General features: G+C 63.6%; 14 protein-coding genes. 7 read left to right on the top strand and 7 right to left on the bottom strand.

Annotation, left to right across the window (positions count from 1 at the left end):
* Positions 1 to 15 precede the first annotated feature (15 nt).
* The 3 genes from CAG25_RS20805 to CAG25_RS20795 all read right to left on the bottom strand — a co-directional run bounded on the left by CAG25_RS20805 (position 16) and on the right by CAG25_RS20795 (position 7534).
* Positions 16 to 4473 carry a hemagglutinin repeat-containing protein gene (locus tag CAG25_RS20805; RefSeq protein WP_085613172.1) on the bottom strand — a complete coding sequence of 1486 codons (4458 nt, stop codon included), beginning with the start codon at positions 4471 to 4473 and terminating at the stop codon, positions 16 to 18.
* A 94-nt stretch (positions 4474 to 4567) separates the two neighbouring features.
* Positions 4568 to 6295 (bottom strand): ShlB/FhaC/HecB family hemolysin secretion/activation protein, encoded by a 1728-nt coding sequence (locus CAG25_RS20800; RefSeq protein WP_085613171.1) that lies wholly within the window; start codon positions 6293 to 6295, stop codon positions 4568 to 4570.
* A gap of 105 nt (positions 6296 to 6400) precedes the next feature.
* On the bottom strand, positions 6401 to 7534 hold the full coding sequence (locus CAG25_RS20795; protein ID WP_085613170.1) for an MFS transporter: 1134 nt from the start codon (positions 7532 to 7534) through the stop codon (positions 6401 to 6403).
* A 97-nt stretch (positions 7535 to 7631) separates the two neighbouring features.
* Between CAG25_RS20795 and CAG25_RS20790 the strand changes: the two genes are divergently transcribed.
* The 3 genes from CAG25_RS20790 to CAG25_RS20780 all read left to right on the top strand — a co-directional run bounded on the left by CAG25_RS20790 (position 7632) and on the right by CAG25_RS20780 (position 11204).
* Positions 7632 to 8396, top strand: coding sequence for a helix-turn-helix transcriptional regulator (locus CAG25_RS20790; protein ID WP_085613169.1), 765 nt, complete (start codon positions 7632 to 7634; stop codon positions 8394 to 8396).
* Positions 8397 to 8493: 97 nt separating this feature from the next.
* The gene (locus tag CAG25_RS20785) at positions 8494 to 9615 is read left to right on the top strand and encodes an HlyD family secretion protein (RefSeq protein WP_085613168.1); all 1122 of its coding nucleotides are present in this window, start codon (positions 8494 to 8496) and stop codon (positions 9613 to 9615) included.
* Positions 9612 to 11204 carry a DHA2 family efflux MFS transporter permease subunit gene (locus tag CAG25_RS20780; RefSeq protein WP_085613167.1) on the top strand — a complete coding sequence of 531 codons (1593 nt, stop codon included), beginning with the start codon at positions 9612 to 9614 and terminating at the stop codon, positions 11202 to 11204. Before CAG25_RS20785 ends, CAG25_RS20780 begins: the two co-directional genes overlap by 4 nt.
* Positions 11205 to 11208: 4 nt before the next feature.
* On the opposite strand, the gene CAG25_RS20775 is transcribed toward CAG25_RS20780, so the two are convergent.
* Positions 11209 to 11649 carry a carboxymuconolactone decarboxylase family protein gene (locus CAG25_RS20775; RefSeq protein WP_064598013.1) on the bottom strand — a complete coding sequence of 147 codons (441 nt, stop codon included), beginning with the start codon at positions 11647 to 11649 and terminating at the stop codon, positions 11209 to 11211.
* Between the two features lie 240 nt (positions 11650 to 11889).
* Here CAG25_RS20775 and CAG25_RS20770 point away from each other — a divergent pair, with 240 nt between their 5' ends.
* From CAG25_RS20770 to CAG25_RS20755, 4 genes are all read left to right on the top strand, one after another.
* Positions 11890 to 12396: a sigma-70 family RNA polymerase sigma factor gene (locus tag CAG25_RS20770; RefSeq protein WP_085613166.1), complete on the top strand. Its 507-nt coding sequence runs from the start codon at positions 11890 to 11892 to the stop codon at positions 12394 to 12396.
* On the top strand, positions 12396 to 13355 hold the full coding sequence (locus CAG25_RS20765) for a FecR domain-containing protein (RefSeq protein WP_085613165.1): 960 nt from the start codon (positions 12396 to 12398) through the stop codon (positions 13353 to 13355). The genes CAG25_RS20770 and CAG25_RS20765 overlap by 1 nt, the downstream gene beginning before the upstream one ends.
* 99 nt (positions 13356 to 13454) lie before the next feature.
* Positions 13455 to 15884: a TonB-dependent receptor gene (locus CAG25_RS20760; protein WP_085613164.1), complete on the top strand. Its 2430-nt coding sequence runs from the start codon at positions 13455 to 13457 to the stop codon at positions 15882 to 15884.
* 77 nt (positions 15885 to 15961) lie between these two features.
* Positions 15962 to 16252, top strand: a complete 291-nt coding sequence (locus tag CAG25_RS20755; RefSeq protein WP_085613163.1) for a hypothetical protein — start codon at positions 15962 to 15964, stop codon at positions 16250 to 16252.
* 60 nt (positions 16253 to 16312) lie between these two features.
* Here CAG25_RS20755 and CAG25_RS20750 read toward each other — a convergent pair whose 3' ends face one another.
* The 3 genes from CAG25_RS20750 to CAG25_RS20740 all read right to left on the bottom strand — a co-directional run bounded on the left by CAG25_RS20750 (position 16313) and on the right by CAG25_RS20740 (position 19581).
* Positions 16313 to 17884 (bottom strand): GGDEF domain-containing protein, encoded by a 1572-nt coding sequence (locus CAG25_RS20750; RefSeq protein WP_085613162.1) that lies wholly within the window; start codon positions 17882 to 17884, stop codon positions 16313 to 16315.
* A 187-nt stretch (positions 17885 to 18071) separates the two neighbouring features.
* Entirely contained in the window at positions 18072 to 18845 is a 774-nt protein-coding gene (locus CAG25_RS20745; protein ID WP_085613161.1) for an aldolase, read from the bottom strand.
* A gap of 31 nt (positions 18846 to 18876) precedes the next feature.
* Positions 18877 to 19581, bottom strand: coding sequence for a haloacid dehalogenase type II (locus CAG25_RS20740; RefSeq protein ID WP_085613160.1), 705 nt, complete (start codon positions 19579 to 19581; stop codon positions 18877 to 18879).
* Positions 19582 to 19613: the final 32 nt, after the last annotated feature.

The raw sequence follows: 19613 nt of genomic DNA, 5'->3' as shown, positions 1-19613 counted from the left end.
GTCAGCTTCTTTCGTCTATATACCCGCTTGAGTTACATGGCTGTCGAAATGACCACTCAGGGTCACCGGCCCGACTTTCAGATTGCCGTTTTCAAGGGACACCTTCGGTGCGTTTTCTTCGGTTTTGTGTGGCAGATCCAGCCCGGCTTTCACGCCGTAGTCGCGGTTGCTCAGGTCGCTGCTGTTGACCTTCGAACCACCCAGATCGACCCCGCCTTCAGTTGCAGAAATCCGCGCACCGGTCAGCTGCGTAGCGCCGCCAACGGTGAGATTCACACCCTGACCAGCGCTGATACCGGAAGCCTGTTTGACGCTGTCCTTGTGCGCGTATTCGCCGTCGACTTTCAGCGTTGGCTTGTAGTCGGTGCCAGCCAGTTTGCCCTTGTCGTCGGCCGGGGTCTTCTTGGCGGTCAGGCCCAGATCCACGTCAACCTTGGCGTGAGTGCTGGAGTCCTGACGGCTTTCGACCGACAGATCACCGGCCACGTTGCCGCTGACATTGCGCGCATCAATCCGCGCACCGCTCAGGCTCGCATCACCGGCGCTGTTCAACACCACCGTGTCAGCCTTGATCTGGCTGTTCTGCCGGGTGGTGCCTTGCAGGTAATCCACGCCGACCTTGGCCCCGGCATTGAAGCCGTGATCGCTGCTGACTTTTTCATCGGCGGCGGTCGGTGTGCTTTTGCTCAGATTGCCACCGGCGTTCAACGCCACATTCCAGTTGTTGCGGTCGTCGGTGGACTGCGCGGACTCCTGAACGAAACCGCCCTTCTGCGCGTCGATGCTGACGTTTGGCGCGCTGACCTGAGTGCCTTGCAGGTGCACCGAATCGCCGCTCAACGCTATGCCGTTCTGGCTGTTGAGCTGGCCACCGTTGAGGGTCTGGGTGTTCTCGTTGACCCGACCGAGGTTGAAATTGCCGCTGAGGTTGCCGCCCTGATCGCGGCTCTTCTCGCTGCTGGTCTTGCTGCCGCCGGCCTTCAGGCCGCCGCCGAGATTGCTGCCGGTGGCGACGTGCGAATCCGTGGCCGCTTGCAGGTCGAGCTTGCCGTCAGCTTTGAGGTCGATAGCACCAGCGCTGTCGATCTTCGTGCCCTGCTGCACCTGATTGCCGCCGCTGCTCAATTGCACCGGGCCGTTGCCGCTGAGGCTGGCGACGTGCGCCTGGCTGTCGGCGGTCTGGTTGCCTTTGTGATCGAGCTGGAACCCGGCGCCGAGATCGACATTGGTGCCGTCGGTGCCCGGCAAGGTGCCGACGGTCAGCGAACCGTTGCCGCGCAGGCTGGAGCCGTCGCTGCTCTGGCGGTCGTTGGCCTGATTCAGTGCCAGATCCCCGCCGGTCTTGACGCTGACACCGCCCTGCCCGCCATCGAAACGGCTGCCTTCGAACCGCGCATCGCCGCCGACATGGATGTTCACACCCTGATTGCCAGCGTAACCGCCAACCACCGCGATGGAGCTGTCCTTGCTCGACTGGCTGTTGCCACCCGCGCCGCTGCCGGCCACGTTCACGTCTTCGCCGGTCTTGGTGTAGACGCGCACATCGACCTTGGCATCCACCGAGTTGTCGGTGCTGCTGTGGGTGTTGTTCGCGGCATCGGCCACCAGTTTGTCGGCGCTGATGTTCACTTGGCCGGCGCTGGCGTTGTACTGGGTGCCCTGGTCGTGCAGCGTGCCGCCGACCTTCACGTCCAAGGTCTGGCCGTCGAACCGGCTGACCACGGCGTTGCTGCCCTGCTCGGTTTTATCGGCGCTGGCATGGCCGACCGCCACGTCGATCCCGACGTTCGGCTGGCCGAGATTGGCCAGTGCGTCCTTGTCCGGCACTTTGCCGGCGAGCACGTCTTTCACCGCGCCGGCAATCGGCCGGGCGATGTCTTTGTACTCGACGTTGGCGCCGATGTCCGCCGACCAGTTGCTCTCGCTGTGGGTGCTGCGTTCGGTGTTGCTCGCAGCACGGTTGTCGACTTCGTTGGCAGCGACGTTCAGACCGTTGCCGGACTTCAGTTGCGCGCCTTCGGTGGCGAGTTTGTCAGCGTTGATGTTCAGGCTGCCGCTGCTCTGCACGCCGGTGGTTTGCGCAATGGTTTTGCCGGTGGAGTCCTGCGAAGTGCTGTGCGAGAAATCCACACCGCTGCCCGCGCGGTCGAGGCCGCCGGTGTAGTAGAAACCGCCGCCGGTGCTGCGGGTTTCGGTCGAGGTGCTGTGGCTGTCCTGCTCGGCCAGCAGCGAGACGTTCTTGCCGCTCAGGGTGGTGTCGCCGGCGGTGGATTTCACCTCGGCGCCCTTCAGCGTCAGATCGCCGCCCGCGTTCACTTGCACGCTGCCGCCGCTGAGGCTGGAACCCTGCTGCGTGACGTCGTTGGCGGTGACGGTTTGCGCCTTGTCTGCGTAATGCACGCCGGCGCGATATTGCTCCGCCGTCTGCTCCTTGGCGTAGGCGTCGAAACCACGAGTCTGCGTGCTCTTGCTGCTGTCGTGGGTGTTCTGCGTCGAATGCACATTTACATCGCCCGCAGCATCGGCCACCAGCGCGCCGCCAGCCTTGACCGTGGAACCGGCGACTTCGATGTCCTTGGCGCTCTTGAGCTTGAGGTTGCTGTCGGAAGCGAGCTCGCTGCGCACCGTGGTGCTGTCCTTGCTGTTCTGCCGGGACTCGTCCTTGGTGATGCCGAAGAACTTGCTGTCCTTGTCGTGGTTGTTGCTGTGCGAGGTGTCCTGCACACCGTCGATGGTCAGCGAACCGTTGTCGCTGATCACGCTGGCATCCTGGCCGCCGCGCACCTGGCTGGCGCTGATGCGCACGTCGTCAGCCTTGACCACCAGTTTGCCGGCCGCGTTGATCTTACTGCCCTGATGCTGGGTCTGGCCCTTGTCGGCGTCGCCGGTCTTGCCGAAGAAACCGCCGCCGACCAGATCACCGGAGTAGCGATTGTCGCTGCTGCGATGGGTGCGGGTCGCGGTGGTGATTTCCACTTGTTTGCCGGCCAGTCGCAGATCGCCGGCGCTGTTCAGCTCGGCGCCTTCGGCGCGCAACAGTGCAGCGGTCTGCAGGGCGATGTTGCCGGCCTTCAACTGGCTGGTGACGCTGCGCTGCTCTTCGCTGCTGCTGTCCCAATCGGCTTTCCACAGGTGTTTGCGGTGCTTGCCCTGATCAGTCCGGGTGTGGCTTTCAGTGGCGGCGGTCAGGCGCAGATCGCCGCCGCTTTGCACGCTGAGGTTGTTCTTCGCTTCGACCTTGGCGGCTTTCAGTTCGGTGTCTTTGCCGGACGAGAGTTGCGCGTCGCGGCTGGCGACGATCTGGCTGCCGTGCTGGCGCGAATCACTGTCGGTCCTGGTGCGTTCGTAGGTTTCCCAGGTGATGCCGATGGTGCTGTTGTTCCAGTTCTCGCGCTGCTCCTGGAGCTTGCGGCTTTCGACGGTGGTCAGGGTCAGGTTGCGTTTGGCCTCGACCTTCACGTCGCGACCGCTGACATCGGTGGCGGCCAGCGTCAGGTCCTTGCCGCTGTGCAGGCCGACGTCGCCCTGGCTGCTGCGAATGCCGGCACGGGTCACGTCGAGGCTGTCGGGAATCGCCTGACCACTGACGCTCAAGTCGCCCGCCGAACGAATCTGCACGCCGTCACGTCCGGCGACTTGCACCGCGCCCACTTTCACGCCCGCGCCTTCTGCGGTGCTGACGATGTTGATGCGCCCGGCCTGCATCGCGCCGAACAGGCTGGCGTCGATCCGCTGATCGGTGGTGTTGCCCGCCGGGTCCACGGCTTTCACCTGGCCGCTGGCGTAGTCGACCTGATTGCGCCCGACGGTGAGATTCAGTTGATCGCGAGCGCTGATTGCGCCCTGGCTGTCGATGCGCGGCGCGATCAGGTTGATCGAGCCTTCACCGTTGCGCAGCCCGCCACTCTGGATCTGCAGCTGACCGGTGGCGTCGCGGGTGCTCAGCGCTTGCAGCTTGCCGTCGTTCAGCTCGGGACGGCCGACCAGCAGATTGGCGTTCGGCGTGTTGATGAAACTGCCGCCGTTCACCGAAATGCCGTTCGGGTTGGCGAGCACGTAGTCGGCGGCGCGACCAAAGATTTCCTGGGCGCCGTTGATGGCCGTCGGGTTGCGGCTGATCACTTCGTTGAGGATCACGCTCGCGGCCTGGCCCTGCAATTGCGGGTTGGCCGCCAGTTGCCCGGCGAGCTGCGATTGCCCGGCCTGAAGGGCGTTGTTCAGCACCAGTCCCTGACGGTCGACGTTGTAGTCGAGGAACTGGTTATGCGACAGGCCTGAGCCGTTGGGCGCGACGATGTTGACGATCGGGACGCCGCCCTGGGTGTGCAGTTGCGCGGTGCCGCCGGGGCCGGGCGCAACCACCACACCGCCGGCCATGGCGCCCGGCAGATGAGCGACCAGAAACAGGCTGGCAATCGCCCAGCGCAGTTTGCCCCGTGGGGAAAGATGAAACGCAAAGGTGTTCATTGGCATAAAAAACTCTCCATGTAGTGCGGCATCACGTTGCGCGTTGAGTTGAAGGCCACGGCTGTCGCGCTCAGGTCCGATGGCTGTTGTTCACTGACGTTCATATCTGTAATCCGACCCGCATCAGCCAGGTTTCGGGCTCGCGGTGCAGGCCGGTCGGGGTGTTGAGGCTGCGTTGGTAATCGACATCCACTCGTAGGTTTTTCCAGCCCAGGTTGAGGCCGACGCTGGCGCCGCTCAGACGTTGAACCGGAGCACCGTGATCGGCCTTGATCCAGCCGTGGTCGAGACCGACGCGCGGGGTGAGCTGCACCGGCAGATCGCTGCGCAGCGGCAGGCGCAAGGTGTTGCGCCAGATCGCGCCGCTGGCGCCGGACGCGCTGCTGACCCGATAACCGCGCACGGCGGAATCATCGGTGCCGAGCAGTTGTTCGATGGCCGGCAATGGATCCGGGCTGTACTGCAAATTGAGCTGGCTCTGCCATTGCCAGGCCTGCGCGCCGAGCTGGCCGTTGCGCCACTGGCTGAGGCCGGCGCGGTACTTGCGAAACTGCGCCTTGGGCAGGTTTTTGACCTGGCGATCGGCATCGTCGTCGGCGCCGAACCCGCTTAAACCCTGGGCGTAATTGACGTCGAGGTTCCACACCGCGCGGTCGAGCCAGAACAGATTGAGCCCCGCTTCGGCCACAGTCAGAGTCGGGCTTTGAATACCGAGGCGGACATTTTCCAGATAGCTGTCGACGTCCTTGTGCGCCAGTTGCAGGTTGGCGCTGAGCTGATGGCTCTGGTCACGCCACAACACCCGGTCGGCGCGCAGGCTGAGCTGATCGGTGATGCCGGTGCTGTGCAGGGTCGCCGTGCTGAGCTTGAACGGCGCGCGGTATTCGGCGTGGCTGGCGAAGGTGCTGAACGTCCAGTAACCGTAGGGAATCGCGTAATAGAGGCTGGCGTTGCGGCTGTAGCGGTCGCCCTGATTGAGGGTGTCGCTGGCGCTGAGGCTCAGCAGATCGTTGAGTTCGAGCGGACTGTCGAGCGTCAGGCTCAGCGTGTCGCGATCGCGACCGGTGCTGGCACTGCCGAGGTTGTCGAAACCGGCACCGAGGGCCCAGCGCGACTGCCCCGAGGTCCGCGAACGCAGGATGATTTTCGACGCGCCGGGCTGGCTGCCGGGAGCGATGTCGGCGGTCAGATCGAGCGAGCGCAGGCGGTTCAACTGATCCAGCCCCTGCTCCAGATCCCGCAGGTTCAGCGGCTTGCCGAGCATTCCGGGGAACGCGCCACCGAGGGAAACCGGCAGGCTTTGATCCGCCAGTTCGATGGACTCGATGTAGCCTTCGTCGATCAGGATATCCAGCGACTGCCCCGCCGCCGGCGCACCGCTCAGGTACGGCCGACTGGCGATGTAGCCCTTCTCCACGTACAGCGCGGTGATGGTCGCCAGCAAATGGTTGATCTGGCCGACGCCCATGCACGGCGCCAGCAACGGTTTGATCCGGGCGTTGAGTTTGTCTTTATCGATCAGCGTCACACCGCCGATGCGCGTGCCGCTCAAGGGCCAGCAGCGTTCGTCGGGGTTGATCGACTCAGGAATGGCCGGGGCAGCAGGCGTCGGGCCGAACGCGCCGCGCTCCAGTTGGCGCGTGCGCTGTTCGAGTTGCAGTTGTTGCAGGTCACGCTGTTGCAGTTGTTGCTGGCGCAGCACTTCCTGGCCAGGGGCTGGCGCTTCGGCGGCGAGAACGCCGGGCGCACACGCACTCAACAACAAGGCCGACAACAGCGGGCGCGGCAGGGAACGACTACGAGAAACAGCGCAAAGCGAATACGGCACTCAACATCCTTGCAATCAACTGGCGTAATGCCACCCCATCAATTGCGGTGATAGTCAGAGCCTTCCTACACAAATGCAAGACGCTTCCTACGCTGCTTACATTTCTTAAACAAATGCCCTTTTAGCGCGGATCGCCAGCGATAACGCCAGCAAGTTGCAGATCATCAGGGTTTCCCCGAGAGCCTGAGACCAGGCTGCCAACATCAATCCTCCGCCGATCAACAGGTAGTAAAACAGTCCCAGCAAGGCGCCGGCGGTACCCAAACGATCCGTGTAATTGCTCAAGGCTGCTCCCAGAATGTTCGGAATCGCCATGCCGAACGCCAGTACCACCAGCAGCATCGGCAGCACGAACCAGACGTACGCCTGCAACAGCCACACGCCGAAGCCACCGAGCAAACCGGTGACGGCCGCAAGGCGAATCAACTGCAGCGGACTGCAACCGATTTGCAGCAAGCGTTTGTTGAACCATGCTCCAAACCCTGAGGCCAACGCGAGCATCACGCCGCTGTAGCCGAACGCTGAACTGCTCAGTCCAAGCCGCTCGAACAGAAACGGTCCGAGGCTGTAATAGCTGAACAACGCAACGTTGAACGTTGCGATCCACAAAGCCGAACGCCAGATGCCGGGATCGCGCAGCATATCGCCCATGGTTGCGAACAGACCGACGGGGGTCAGTTGTGGTGGACGGGTTTCCGGCAAGACGCGCCAACTCCAGAGCAACAAGGCCGACGCCAGTAGCAACAACGCAGCAAGCACGCCGCGATAACCAAAGCCCTGAACCAGACTCGCGCCGCTGAACAGTCCGATGGCCGGGCTGGCCGCGAGCGCCATGCCCACCAGAGAAAAGACCTGGGCCAGTTCGCTCCCGCGAAAACGATCGCGCAACAGTGTCTGGGTCACCACCGAGCCAACCGCAGCGCCGAATGCCGCCAGCGCCTGAGCCATCAACAAACCGTTGAAACTGCGAACGCTCAAACCAAGCACGCAGGCAAAAACATAAATCGCCAGACCGGCGAGCATCGAGGGCCGGCGGCCGATCCGGTCGCACACTCGTCCCCACGTCACCACACCCAACGCAAAAGCCAGGAAGTACACCGACAGGGTTTGCCCTGCCGCTTGCGGACCGACGCTGAATGCCCGGCCTATATCCCCCAGCGCCGGGCTGAACAAGGTCTGGGCGATCTGCGGGAACATCAGCAGTGCAATCGCCAACATCAACAACTTTCCAGGGTTCATCACCATGACTCCTCAACAAAAACGCCGAGGAGTTTAAAAAGTCGTGACTGCCGTATTATCCGAATCCTGACAATTTATCGTTGAAATCGGACAACCCATGGCCTGGCTCGAAGCCCACGATCGTTTTGACCCTGATCGCTTCCCGGCGCCGGTGATCGGCATCGCCTCTACCCTCGGCGATCACGACTCCGGCCTGCATCGGCATCAGCGCGGGCAACTGCTCTACACCCGACAGGGCTGCACGCGCATCACGCTGGCGCAGCAGTTTTGCCTGCTGCCGCCGTCGCGGGCGGCGTGGATTCCCGGTGGCGTCACGCATCGGGCGGTGATGCAGCAAAGCGTCGATTACCGCTCCCTCTACCTGACGCCCGAGTTGTGCTGTGAGCTGCCGCAACAGGTTTGCGTGATTGAGGTCAGCCCGTTGCTGCGCGCGGTGCTGGAACCGATGGCGATTGCCGATTTCGCCACCGATTGGCAACAAGGCAAATTCGCCCATCTGCTAGGGCTGTGTCTGAGTGAAATCCGTGACGCGGCGCAGCAACCGATGCTCCTGCCTCTGCCGCAAGACAAGCGTCTCGCCCCCCTGCTTGCACGCCCCGAGCAACTGCCACCAGAACTGCAAGTGCTGGAGCAACAAATCGGCGCCAGCAGCCGTACCATCGGCCGGATCTTCCAGCGCGAAACCGGCATGAGCTATCAGCAATGGCGCCAACAGTGGCGGCTGATGCGCGCCATGGAATTGCTCGCCACTGGGCGCAACCTCGGCTACTGCGCGTTTGAACTGGGCTTCGCCAGCGACAGCGCATTCATTGCGTTCTTCAAATCCATGACCGGCAGCACACCCGGCGCCTGGCTCAAGTAAGCAACTGACGACCGGCGATAAAAATCAATTGCCACAAAATATTACTCGCGTCATATTACGGTCGTAATAGCCATTCCGCTTCTTCAGGTATTACGCCATGACCAGCATGCCCACCGTAGAACCCGATCTCGCCGTTCCGGTCAGCGCCCCCAAACCTCCTCTGCTCAAACGCCTGCTGTTGCCCACTGCGGGTTTGGCCGCGCTGGTGTTCGCCGGCCTGTATGCCGTGCATTGGTGGGGCACGGGGCGATTTCTCGAGGAGACCGACGATGCCTACATCGGCGGCGACGTCACGGTGATCGGACCGAAAGTCGCCGGTTACATCGAGGAAGTGCTGGTCAGCGACAACCAGAAGGTGAAGGCCGGCGACGTGCTGATCCGCCTCGATGCCCGCGACTACCGCGCCAATCTGGCCAAGGCTGAAGGCGCGGTCGCCGCTGAGGAAGCGCTGCTGGCTAACCTCGATGCCACCGAACAACTGCAGCAAGCGGTGATCGGTCAGGCCCGCGCCGGCATTGATGCCGCCAGCGCTGAAACCGCTCGTTCGCGGGACGACAACGCGCGCTACAAACGTCTGGTGACCACCAACGCAGTCTCGGTGGAAAGCGCGCAACGGGCCGACGCCACCTTCAAGACCGCGCAAGCCTTGAGCGCCAAAGCCCAGGCCGAACTGCTGGCCGCGCAACGCCAACTCACCGTGATCGAAACCCAGAAACAACAGGCTCGCGCCGCCCTCCAGCAAGCCCGGGCCGAACGTGATCTGGCGCAACTCAACCTCGGCTACACCGAGCTGCGCGCCCCGGTCGACGGCGTGATCGGCAACCGCCGCGCGCGAGTCGGCGCTTATGCGCAGGCCGGTTCGCAGCAGTTGTCGGTGGTGCCGGCCAGCGGCCTGTGGGTCGATGCGAACTTCAAGGAAGACCAACTGGCGCGGATGAAACCCGGCCAGCGCGTGAGCATCCGCGCCGACGTATTGTCCGGCCAGGAATTCCACGGTCGCCTCGATAGCCTCGCCCCGGCCACCGGTTCGCAGTTCAGTGTGCTGCCGCCGGAAAACGCCACCGGCAACTTCACCAAAATCGTCCAGCGTGTACCCGTGCGGATCCTGCTCGACCCGGCGGACGGCGTGCTCGGCCACCTGCGTCCGGGCCTGTCGGTGACGGCTGAAGTCGACACCCGCGCCCAACCTGAAACCACGGCTGTGGCCAGCGCGCCATGAGCACCGCCCTCACCGCTGCCGCGCAGCCATTCAACGCCGCCGAGATGGCGACGGCGACCAAAGTGTTCGCCTTCGCCACGATGTGCATCGGCATGTTCATCGCGCTGCTGGACATCCAGATCGTCTCGGCCTCGCTGCGCGATATCGGCGGCGGGTTGTCCGCCGGCACCGATGAAACGGCGTGGGTGCAGACCAGTTACCTGATCGCCGAAATCATCGTGATCCCATTGTCGGGCTGGCTGTCGCGGGTGTTTTCGACGCGCTGGCTGTTCTGCGCCTCGGCGGTCGGCTTCACCCTCGCCAGCCTGCTCTGCGGCATCGCCTGGAACATCCAGAGCATGATCGCCTTTCGCGCGCTGCAAGGGTTTCTCGGCGGGTCGATGATTCCGCTGGTGTTCACCACCGCGTTCTTTTTCTTCACCGGCAAACAGCGGGTGATCGCCGCTGCCACCATCGGCGCCGTGGCTTCGCTGGCACCGACACTGGGCCCGGTGATCGGCGGCTGGATCACCGACATTTCCTCCTGGCACTGGCTGTTCTACATCAATCTGGTACCGGGGATTTTCGTCGCCGTGGCAGTGCCGATGCTGGTGAAGATCGACCAGCCGGAACTGTCGCTGCTCAAGGGCGCGGACTATCTGAGCATGGTGTTTCTGGCGCTGTTTCTCGGCTGCCTGGAATACACCCTCGAGGAAGGCCCGCGCTGGAACTGGTTCAGCGACCAGACCATCCTGACCACCGCATGGATCAGTGGCCTCGCTGGCCTGGCCTTCATCGGCCGCACGCTGCACGTGGCCAACCCGATCGTCGACCTGCGCGCCCTCAAGGATCGCAACTTCGCCCTCGGCTGCTTCTTTTCCTTCGTCACCGGGATCGGCCTGTTCGCGACGATTTACCTGACGCCGCTGTTTCTCGGCCGGGTGCGCGGCTACGGGGCACTGGACATTGGTCTGGCAGTTTTCTCCACCGGGGTGTTCCAGATCATGGCGATTCCGCTGTACGCCTTTCTGGCCAATCGCATCGATCTGCGCTGGATCATGATGGCGGGCCTGGCGTTGTTTGCGTTGTCGATGTGGGAATTCAGTCCGATCACCCATGACTGGGGCGCCGGAGAATTGCTGCTGCCACAAGCCCTGCGCGGAATCGCCCAGCAACTGGCGGTGCCGCCGGCAGTAACGTTGACGTTGGGTGGCCTGGCACCGGCGCGGCTCAAGCATGCGTCGGGCCTGTTCAACCTGATGCGCAATCTGGGCGGTGCAATCGGAATTGCGGCGTGCGCGACCATTCTCAACGACCGCACCAACCTGCACTTCACCCGGTTGGCGGAGCATCTGAACAGCAGCAACGAAGCAGTGAATCAGTGGCTGGCCCAGGTCGGCGGCAACTTTGCCGCACTGGGTCAGAGCGGCGATGTCGGCCTCACTGCCAGCCTGCGTCAGCTGTGGCTGCTGACCTACCGTGAAGCGCAGACGCAAACCTACGGCGACACGTTCCTGATGATCATGGTGTGCTTCGGCATCGCCACGGCGATGGTGCCCTTGATGCGCAAGGTGCAACCACCGGCCGCGCCGAGTGCCGACGCACATTGATCGATCAGGCCTGTGGGGTTTTACGGAAGCCCACGGCCAGACGGTTCCAGCTGTTGATGGTGCTGATCGCGACCGTCAGGTCGACCATTTCCTGGGGCGAGAACTGCGCAGCGACCACTTCGTAGTCTTCGTCCGGGGCGTGGGTCAGGCTCAGTTGGGTCAGGGTTTCGGTCCACAGCAGCGCGGCGCGTTCACGTTCGGTGAAAAACGGCGCTTCACGCCAGGCGGTCACGGCGAACAACCGGCGCGGGGTTTCGCCGCCCTTGATCGCGTCGGCGGTGTGCATGTCGATGCAGAACGCACAGCCATTGATCTGCGAAGCGCGCAGCTTGACCAGTTCGATCAGGTTTTTTTCCAGCGGCAATTTCGAGACGGCGGTTTCCAGGGCGATCATCGCTTTCAGAGCATCTGGGGACGCGGTGTAGAAATCGATACGAGGTTTCATGGCGACTCTCCGGGGCAAGTGAATGTGGGGCTACGTTAGTCCCGGCGTCCGGACCGGCAAATAGCCAATCTCCCGGAAGATGGGTAGGCCACTGCGCGGGTGTCAGAAAAGAAAGTGTGAAAGGACAATTGCCATCACTCGTTGCGCGCCACTAGAATGCGATCAATTCTTAATTGCACCCTAATCGCACTCTCGATTGCATCTCTGGCAACGGACGCCCGAAACGAGTACCTGCCCTCCATGTCGTCCCTCGATCAGCCGTTGAATCAGCAAGTCCAGACGCTCTACAGCGAACACCACGGGTGGCTGCAGGGCTGGCTGCAGCGCAAGTTGGGCAACCGCTGCGAGGCGGCCGATCTGGCGCACGATACCTTTTTGCGCCTGCTCACCCGGCAGGTGATCAAGCCGCTGGGCAACGAGCCCCGGGCACTGCTGACGCACATCGCCAAAGGCCTGATGATCGATCGCTGGCGGCGTCAGGACCTGGAGCGCGCGTACCTGGAAACCATCGCGCACCTGCCCGCCGCCGAAGTGCCGTCGCCGGAAACCCGCTACCTGATTCTGGAAACCCTGTGGCGCATCGAAGCGCTGCTGCGCGAACTGCCCGAGCAAACCCGCGAGACCTTCCTGCTGTCGCAGATCGAAGGCCTGACCTACGCGCAGATCGCCACGCGCCTGAATGTTTCGCTGATCACCGTCAAACGGCACATGCGTGCCGCGTTCATTGCCTGCCTGAGTGTCGCCTGATGAATTCGTCGATGATCAATCCGCAGATTCTCGGCGAAGCCGCCGACTGGCTGGTGCAACTGCATTCCGGCACCGCGACCCCGTCCGACCACCAGGCCATCGCCCAATGGCGCACCCGCAGCGCCGAGCACGCCATTGCCTGGCAACGGGCCGAAGCGTTGCTGGGGGACTTGCGCAGCGTGCCGGCCAACGTCGCGCTCCAGACCTTGAAACGCGCCTCCCGCAAGGAAGGCCTGAGCCGTCGCCAGACCCTCACCCGCCTCGGCTTGCTGTTGATGGCCGGACCGCTGGGCATCGCTTCGCAGCATGTGCCGTGGCAGCAATGGACCGCCGACCAGCGCACCGCCGTCGGCGAACAAAAGAACCTGCAATTGCCGGACGGCACCCAACTGGTGCTCAACACCGACAGCGCGGTGGACATCGCTTTCAGCCCGGTGGAGCGTCGCGTCCTGCTGCTCAACGGCGAAGTGCTGATCAACACCGCCGCAGATGTCAGCGCCCGTCCGTTCATTGTCGAAACCCCGCAAGGTGTGGCCCGCGCACTGGGCACGCGATTCTGCGTGCGCACCGAAGGTTCGCGCAGCCAGGTGTCGGTGCTCGAAGGCCAGGTTCAGATCACCCCGCAACTGCTCAAGCAGAGTGCGATTCTTCAGGCGGGCGAGCGCCAGCGCTTCAAGCTCAACAGCTTCGACAGCGCCGAAACCTTCGACACCGCCTCCCTGGCCTGGGACAAAGGCATGCTGCTGGCCAGCAACATGCGCCTAGACGAATTGCTCGGCGAGCTGAGCCGCTATCGCCGGGGCGTGCTGCGCTGTCATCCGGACGTCGCGGCGATGCGCGTGTCCGGGGCGTTTTCCCTGCGCGACACCGACGCCAGCCTGCGTTTGCTCAGCGATACCCTGCCACTGAACATCAACAGCCTGACCCGTTATTGGCTGTCGGTGGAACCGCGTGTCTGAGCCCTCGGAAAATATTTTCCGTATTCACTGATACCTTTTCGCGTCTCGTCCGGTGAGTGGATAGACCTTCCGATTCCACGCCCCCGACAGGAACACCGAATGACCGCAATGCCATCGCCCCGCCCCGCCACGTTTGCGCTCAAGGCCCTGAACCTGAGCCTGGCCCTGGCCCTCAGCGCACTGCTGCCGAGCGCCGCCCACGCCGCCGACAGCGTCAGTGAAAGCGCCAGCCGCGCCGTCAACATCGGCCCCGGCCTGCTCAGCCATGTGCTGGCGCAATTTGCGGTCAGCGTCGGCGTGCCGCTGTCGTTCGATCCGGCGCAACTGGGCAATCGCCAGAGCCCGGGCCTGCAAGGCAGCTACACCGCACAGAGCGGTTTTGCCCGGTTGCTGGAAGGCAGCGGTTTCGAGCTGATCAGCACCGGCCACAACGGTTACACCGTGGCGCCGAAAGTCGCGGCGGACGGCGCGCTGGAACTCGGCGCCACCAACGTCAGCGCCCTGCGCGACGACAGCGGTGATACCTACGGCGGCGAACAGGTCGCGCGCCGCGCGCAGATCGGCATGCTCGGCAACCAGGAGGTCAACGACCTGCCCTTCAGCGTCACCAGCTACACCGCCAAGACCATGGCCGACCAACAGGCCCAGACCGTTGGCGATGTGTTGCTCAACGATGCCTCGGTGCGCCAGTCCAACGGCTTCGGCAACTTCTCGCAGATGTTCATGATCCGCGGCCTGCCGCTGGCCTCCGATGACATTTCCTATAACGGCCTCTATGGCGTGCTGCCCCGGCAGATCATTGCCGTCGAAGCGCTGGACCGGGTCGAACTGTTCAAGGGCCCGAATGCATTCGTCAACGGCGTGACCCCGAGCGGCAGCGGCATCGGGGGCGGGATCAACCTGCAACCCAAACGCGCGATGGATACGCCGACCCGCAGCGTCACCCTCGATTACAGCGCCGACGGTCGGGTCGGCGGGCATCTGGATCTGGGCCAGCGTTTTGGCGAGGACAACCGCTTCGGCGCGCGGGTCAACCTGATGCAGCGCGAAGGCGACACCGCCGTCGATGACGAAGACCAGCGCTCGTCGCTGTTCAGCGTCGGCCTGGACTATCGCGGCGATCGCCTGCGGGTCTCGACCGATTTCGGCTATCAGAAGCAGGTCATCAACCAGGGCCGCTCGGTGGTCTATGTCGATTCGAGCCTGACCAAAGCCCCCAAGGTGCCGCACGCCAACGCCAGCTATGCCCAGAGCTGGAGCTATTCGCAACTCGAAGACACCTTCGGCATGGCCCGCGCCGAATATGACCTGAACGACAATTGGACCGCCTACGTGTCCGGCGGCGCCAAGCACACCCGCGAGAACGGGGTTTACTCGTCGCTGACCGTCACCGACCTCAACGGCAGCGCCCGTGGCGGCATGCTCTATTCGCCCCACGACGAGGACAACCAGAGCGCCATGGCCGGGCTCAACGGCCGTTTCGAAACCGGCCCCGTCACGCACCAGTTGAACCTCGGCTGGGCGGGCATCTGGGGCGAGCAGCGCTCGGCGTTCGAAACCATCGGCACCGCCGGGCGCTACAGCACCAACCTGTACAACGTCACCGACAAACCGCGCCCGGCGCCCACCTCGTTCGCCAGCGACATCAACGACCCGCGCATCACCGGCAAGAACACCCTGCGCAGCGAGGCGATTTCCGACACCCTCGGCTTCGTCGATGACCGCATCCTGCTGACCCTCGGCGTGCGTCGCCAAGAGCTGAAAGTCGACGGCTGGAGCACCGCCACCGGCGCCCGCACCTCGAGTTATGAAGAGTCGATCACCACCCCGGTCTACGGCCTGGTGATCAAGCCGTGGGAGCATGTGTCGTTCTATGCCAACCGCATCGAAGGCCTGGCCAAGGGCCCGACGCCGCCGACCACCGCGATCAATCGCGACGAAACCTTCGCCCCGGTGCGCAGCAAACAGATCGAGGCCGGCGTGCGGCTGGACATGGGCAGCTACGGCGCCAACCTCGGCGTCTATCGCATCGAGCAACCGTCGAGCTACACCCAGGACGGGATCTTCCGGGTCGACGGCCAGCAGACCAACAAAGGCGTGGAACTCAACGTCTACGGCGAACCGCTCGACGGCCTGCGCCTGCTCAGCGGCGCAACCGTGATGAAAACTGAACTGGAAGGCAGCAGCAACGGCGTGAATGACGGCAATCGCGCCGTCGGGGTGCCGCGCTTCCAGTTCAACCTCGGCGCTGACTGGGACATTCCGGGTCTCGAAGGTGCCGCACTCAGCGCGCGCATGCTGCGCACCGGCGGCCAGTACCTGAACGCGGCGAACACCCAGAGCATTCCGGCGTGGAACCGCTTCGATCTCGGCTCGCGCTACGCCTTCAAACTGGATGAAAAGCAGATCACCCTGCGCGCCAATCTGGAGAACGTCGCCAACGAAGCTTACTGGGCCTCGGCCAACGGCGGTTACCTGACCCAGGGCACACCGCGCACGCTGAAGGTGTCGGCCACCGTGGACTTCTGACCGCTCGTCATCCGGCCGGCACCAAGGGTTCGGCGCGTTTGACCAATATCAGGTAATCCCCTTTCCGGAGACAGACCATGATGACGCGCAAACTCACCTCGCTGTTGTTGATCGGCCTGCTGGCCACAGGCTCAGCCGCGACATTCGCCGCCAACGACGGCGCCGATGCCACGGGCACCAAATCCGGCACCACCAATGGCTCGCCGATGCCACCGGACAATACGCCGGGCTCGCCGTCCGGCGGCAGCGGCGCGGGGGGCGGCACCGGCACCAACGGCGGTGCCAGCGGTTCAGGCTCGGGAGCAGGAGGTGGCACTGGTTCGGCCGGTGGCGGCACGGGCGGTGCCGGCGGTGGCACTGGCGGCTGAACGAACAAGAGCAGGCCGTGGTGAACGCCATGGCCTGTGTCTGAACCCTATCGTTTTTTGTCAGCGATCCGAACGTAGCAATTCGCCGAAACCGACGTCCATCGACAACACGGCCGCGCGATTGCGGCCGGCGTTTTTGGCCTGATACAGCGCCGCATCGGCGCGCTGGATGAACAGCTCAGGGCTGTCGTTGCCCAGTGGAATAAACGAGTAGCAGCCCAGGCTCACCGTCAGATAACCGGTGGGCGAGCCGCTGTGGGTGATGTGTTTGTCCATGACGCTGCGGCGGATCTGCCCGGCAATCGCCAGCGCGCCGTTGATGTCGGTGTCCGGCAGCAACACCGCGAACTCTTCCCCGCCATAGCGCACCGCCAGATCGGATTTGCGCTGGCAGCAGTTCTTCACCACCTGCGCGACCTGCGTCAGGCAATGGTCGCCGGCCACGTGGCCGTAGGCATCGTTGTAGCTTTTGAAGAAATCGATATCGAGCATGATCAGGCTCACCGGGCTCGACTGCCGCGCGCCCCGGGCAAACTCCACCTCCAGCGAGCGCTCGAACAGACGCCGGTTGGCCAGCCCGGTCAGGCTGTCATGGGTGGCGATCTGCTCCAGCGTCCGCTGGGCCTTGCGCAGGTTTTTCTCGATCCGCTCACCATCGCGCACCTGATGAATGAACACCCAGCCGAACAGCCCGACGCCGAGCATCACCAGCGCCACGATGACGCTGGACTGGAACGCCCGGTCATACCAGCCCTGGAGGATCGTGTCCCGGGACGAAGACGCCGCGACCACCAACGGGTAGCTTTCCAGCTGCCGGTAACCGTAAAGACGGGTGACACCGTCGACCACCGAATCGATCATCGCGGTGCCGGCGGACGCACTGGGCAGCAACTTCTGGTAGATCTCGCCCTTGGCCAGCGAGGTGCCGATCAGGGCCTCGTCGAACGGCCGCCGGGCGAGCAAGGTGCCGTCGGTCAGACCGAGGAACATGGTGCCGTTGTCGTCCAGGCTGAAGCTTTTGAAGAACCGGTCGAAGTAGGACATCTTGATCCCGGCCAGCAATACGCCCTGAAAATTGCCGGCGTGGTCGTTGACCCGTTTCGAGATCGGGATGATCCACTCGCCGTTCTCACGGCTGCGGATCGCCGGGCCGATGTGCGCCACGGCCGAGACGTTCTGCTGGTGAAACTTGAAGTACTCGCGATCGGCCACGCCATGGCCGCGCGGCAGATCCGCGAACGAGGTAATCACCCACTGCCCTTCGCGGTCGAACAGGAACATGCCGTGCAACTGCTCCAGTTGCTGCACCCGCCGCGCGAGGGTTTTCTGCAAACGCGGCTTCTGCTCCGCGCCATAGCCATCGTCCTGAACCCAGTCGACCAGGCTGGTCAGCACCAGATCCGCTGCCAGAAAAGTGTCTTCAGCCTGCTGCGCCATGGCCCGGGTCAGGTTGGCCGACGACACCTGCGCGTTGGCCAGATCCTGGCGCCGCGACTGTTCGATCTGCAAATACAACAGGCCGGACAGGCTCAGACACACAGCCACGATGAACAACACCGCCGCCTTGCGCAGGGGCAAACGCTTGAGGGTGCCGCCGGGGGCCTGGTGCGGATCGTGAATGGGGATAGGCAAAAGCGTGTCCTGGGCAGGTACGACAGGGGCAAAAGCCCGAAACCCTTGTTTTTGTGAGCGTAGCCCACCGGGTTGTGTGGGGCAACCAAGTGCCACCGAGACAATCCCGACCCTGTTGCTATCGGCGCGCAGGGCAATTGGATGACCTGCGACGCGAATTATTTTTGCCTGCCCGTTTTCCTCGCTTTTACCCCCGGCTCGCCAACCGCCGCATTGCACTGTGCAGATGCGCCCGCGCACTTTCCGGATCGCCCTCGCGCATCTGCTCGTAAGCCCGTTGCGCAACCGCGTGCGGCACCGGTTTCAACTCCCGTTGCGTGGCCATCGCCAGCAGTTGCACCTGCGCGGCACGCTCCAGGTAATACAGATCGTCCCAGGCTTCGGCGATGGTCGGCGCCGCGACAATCACTCCGTGGTTCTTCAGGAACAGAATGTCGGCCTCGCCCATCACCTCGGCAATCCGGTCGCCTTCACGCTCATCCAGCGCCAGCCCGTTGTAATGCTCGGCCACCGCCGTGCGCCCGTAGAACTTCAGCGCGGTCTGACTCAGCCACAACAGCGGCGGCCCCTCCAGCAGGCACAACGCTGTCGCGTTCGGCATGTGCGTATGGAACGCGACCTTCACCCGAGGCAGCCGCTGGTGCAGGCGCGCGTGAATATAGAAAGCAGTCGCTTCCGGCTGACCCTCGCCGTCCACCACGTTGCCGGCGAAGTCGCAGACCAGCAGGTTATGCGCCGTCACTTCGGAAAACGCATAGCCGTACGGATTGACCAGAAACAGGTCATCGTGCCCCGGCAACATCGCCGAAAAGTGATTGCAGATCCCCTCCTCCAGCCCGTGCAGCGCCGCCAGTTGAAAGCACGCCGCCAGCTCTTGGCGAGCAGTGATGATGGCTTCGCTGTCGAGGTTCAACGAGCTGGAATGCGCGGGTCGGGTGCTGCCGGTCAGGGTATGGGCCATGGCGAAACTCCTTGATGACGGGCGAGGTTTCTTACCAGCCAAGGGACGAGAACAGCGGGAGCACTTCGTCCAGCGTGTTGAGGATCGCGTCGGGCCGATAGTCCGGCAGCAACTGACGACCGGTGCCGCGATCGATCCAGACGCAACGAAAATGCATATCGCGGGCCGCCGTGTGGTCGAGCATCGGGCTGGCGCAGATGTGCACCACCTGATTGCGGCTGACGCCCAATTGCTCATGAGCGTAGTCGAACAGCCGCGGCGCCGGTTTGTAGGCACCGGCCTGTTGCGCGGTGATCACCCGGTCGATGTGGCCACCGAGTTGAGCGACGTTGCCGGCGATGATGTCGTCATCGGTGTTGGAGACGATGCACAGCTTGAAACCCTGGACCTTGAGCTGCGCGAGGGTCTCAACGACTTCGGGAAACGGCGGCATCTGCGGGATCGCAGCGGCCAGGCGCTGGCTGTCCTGGCTGGCACTCGCCAGGCCCAGTTCTTCCAGGGCCAGTTGCAGGCCGAGAGTGCTCAGCTCGCGGAACGAGCGGTGCGGCGGTGTCTGTTCCAGGCGATGTTCGTGGCGGTCGTAGACCTCGATCAGGCGCCCGGCGTCGACCCGGTGTTCGCCCTTCTCGCTGAGGATCCGCTCGGCCACGGCGCGCAGGCCTTCGTCCCATTGAATCAAGGTGCCGTAGCAATCGAAGGTCAGCCATTGCGGGCGCGGTGTGTTGATCAACGTCATGGGGGCATTCCTCTGCAAGTGAGGGCTTCAGC

Origin of the sequence: Pseudomonas sp. B16(2017) (assembly GCF_002113205.1) — a bacterium.
In the GTDB taxonomy this organism is placed as follows: Bacteria; Pseudomonadota; Gammaproteobacteria; order Pseudomonadales; family Pseudomonadaceae; genus Aquipseudomonas; species Aquipseudomonas pharyngis.
The sequence above is the reverse complement of the archived record's forward strand: the minus strand, read 5'-3'. Positions and strand labels throughout refer to the sequence as shown.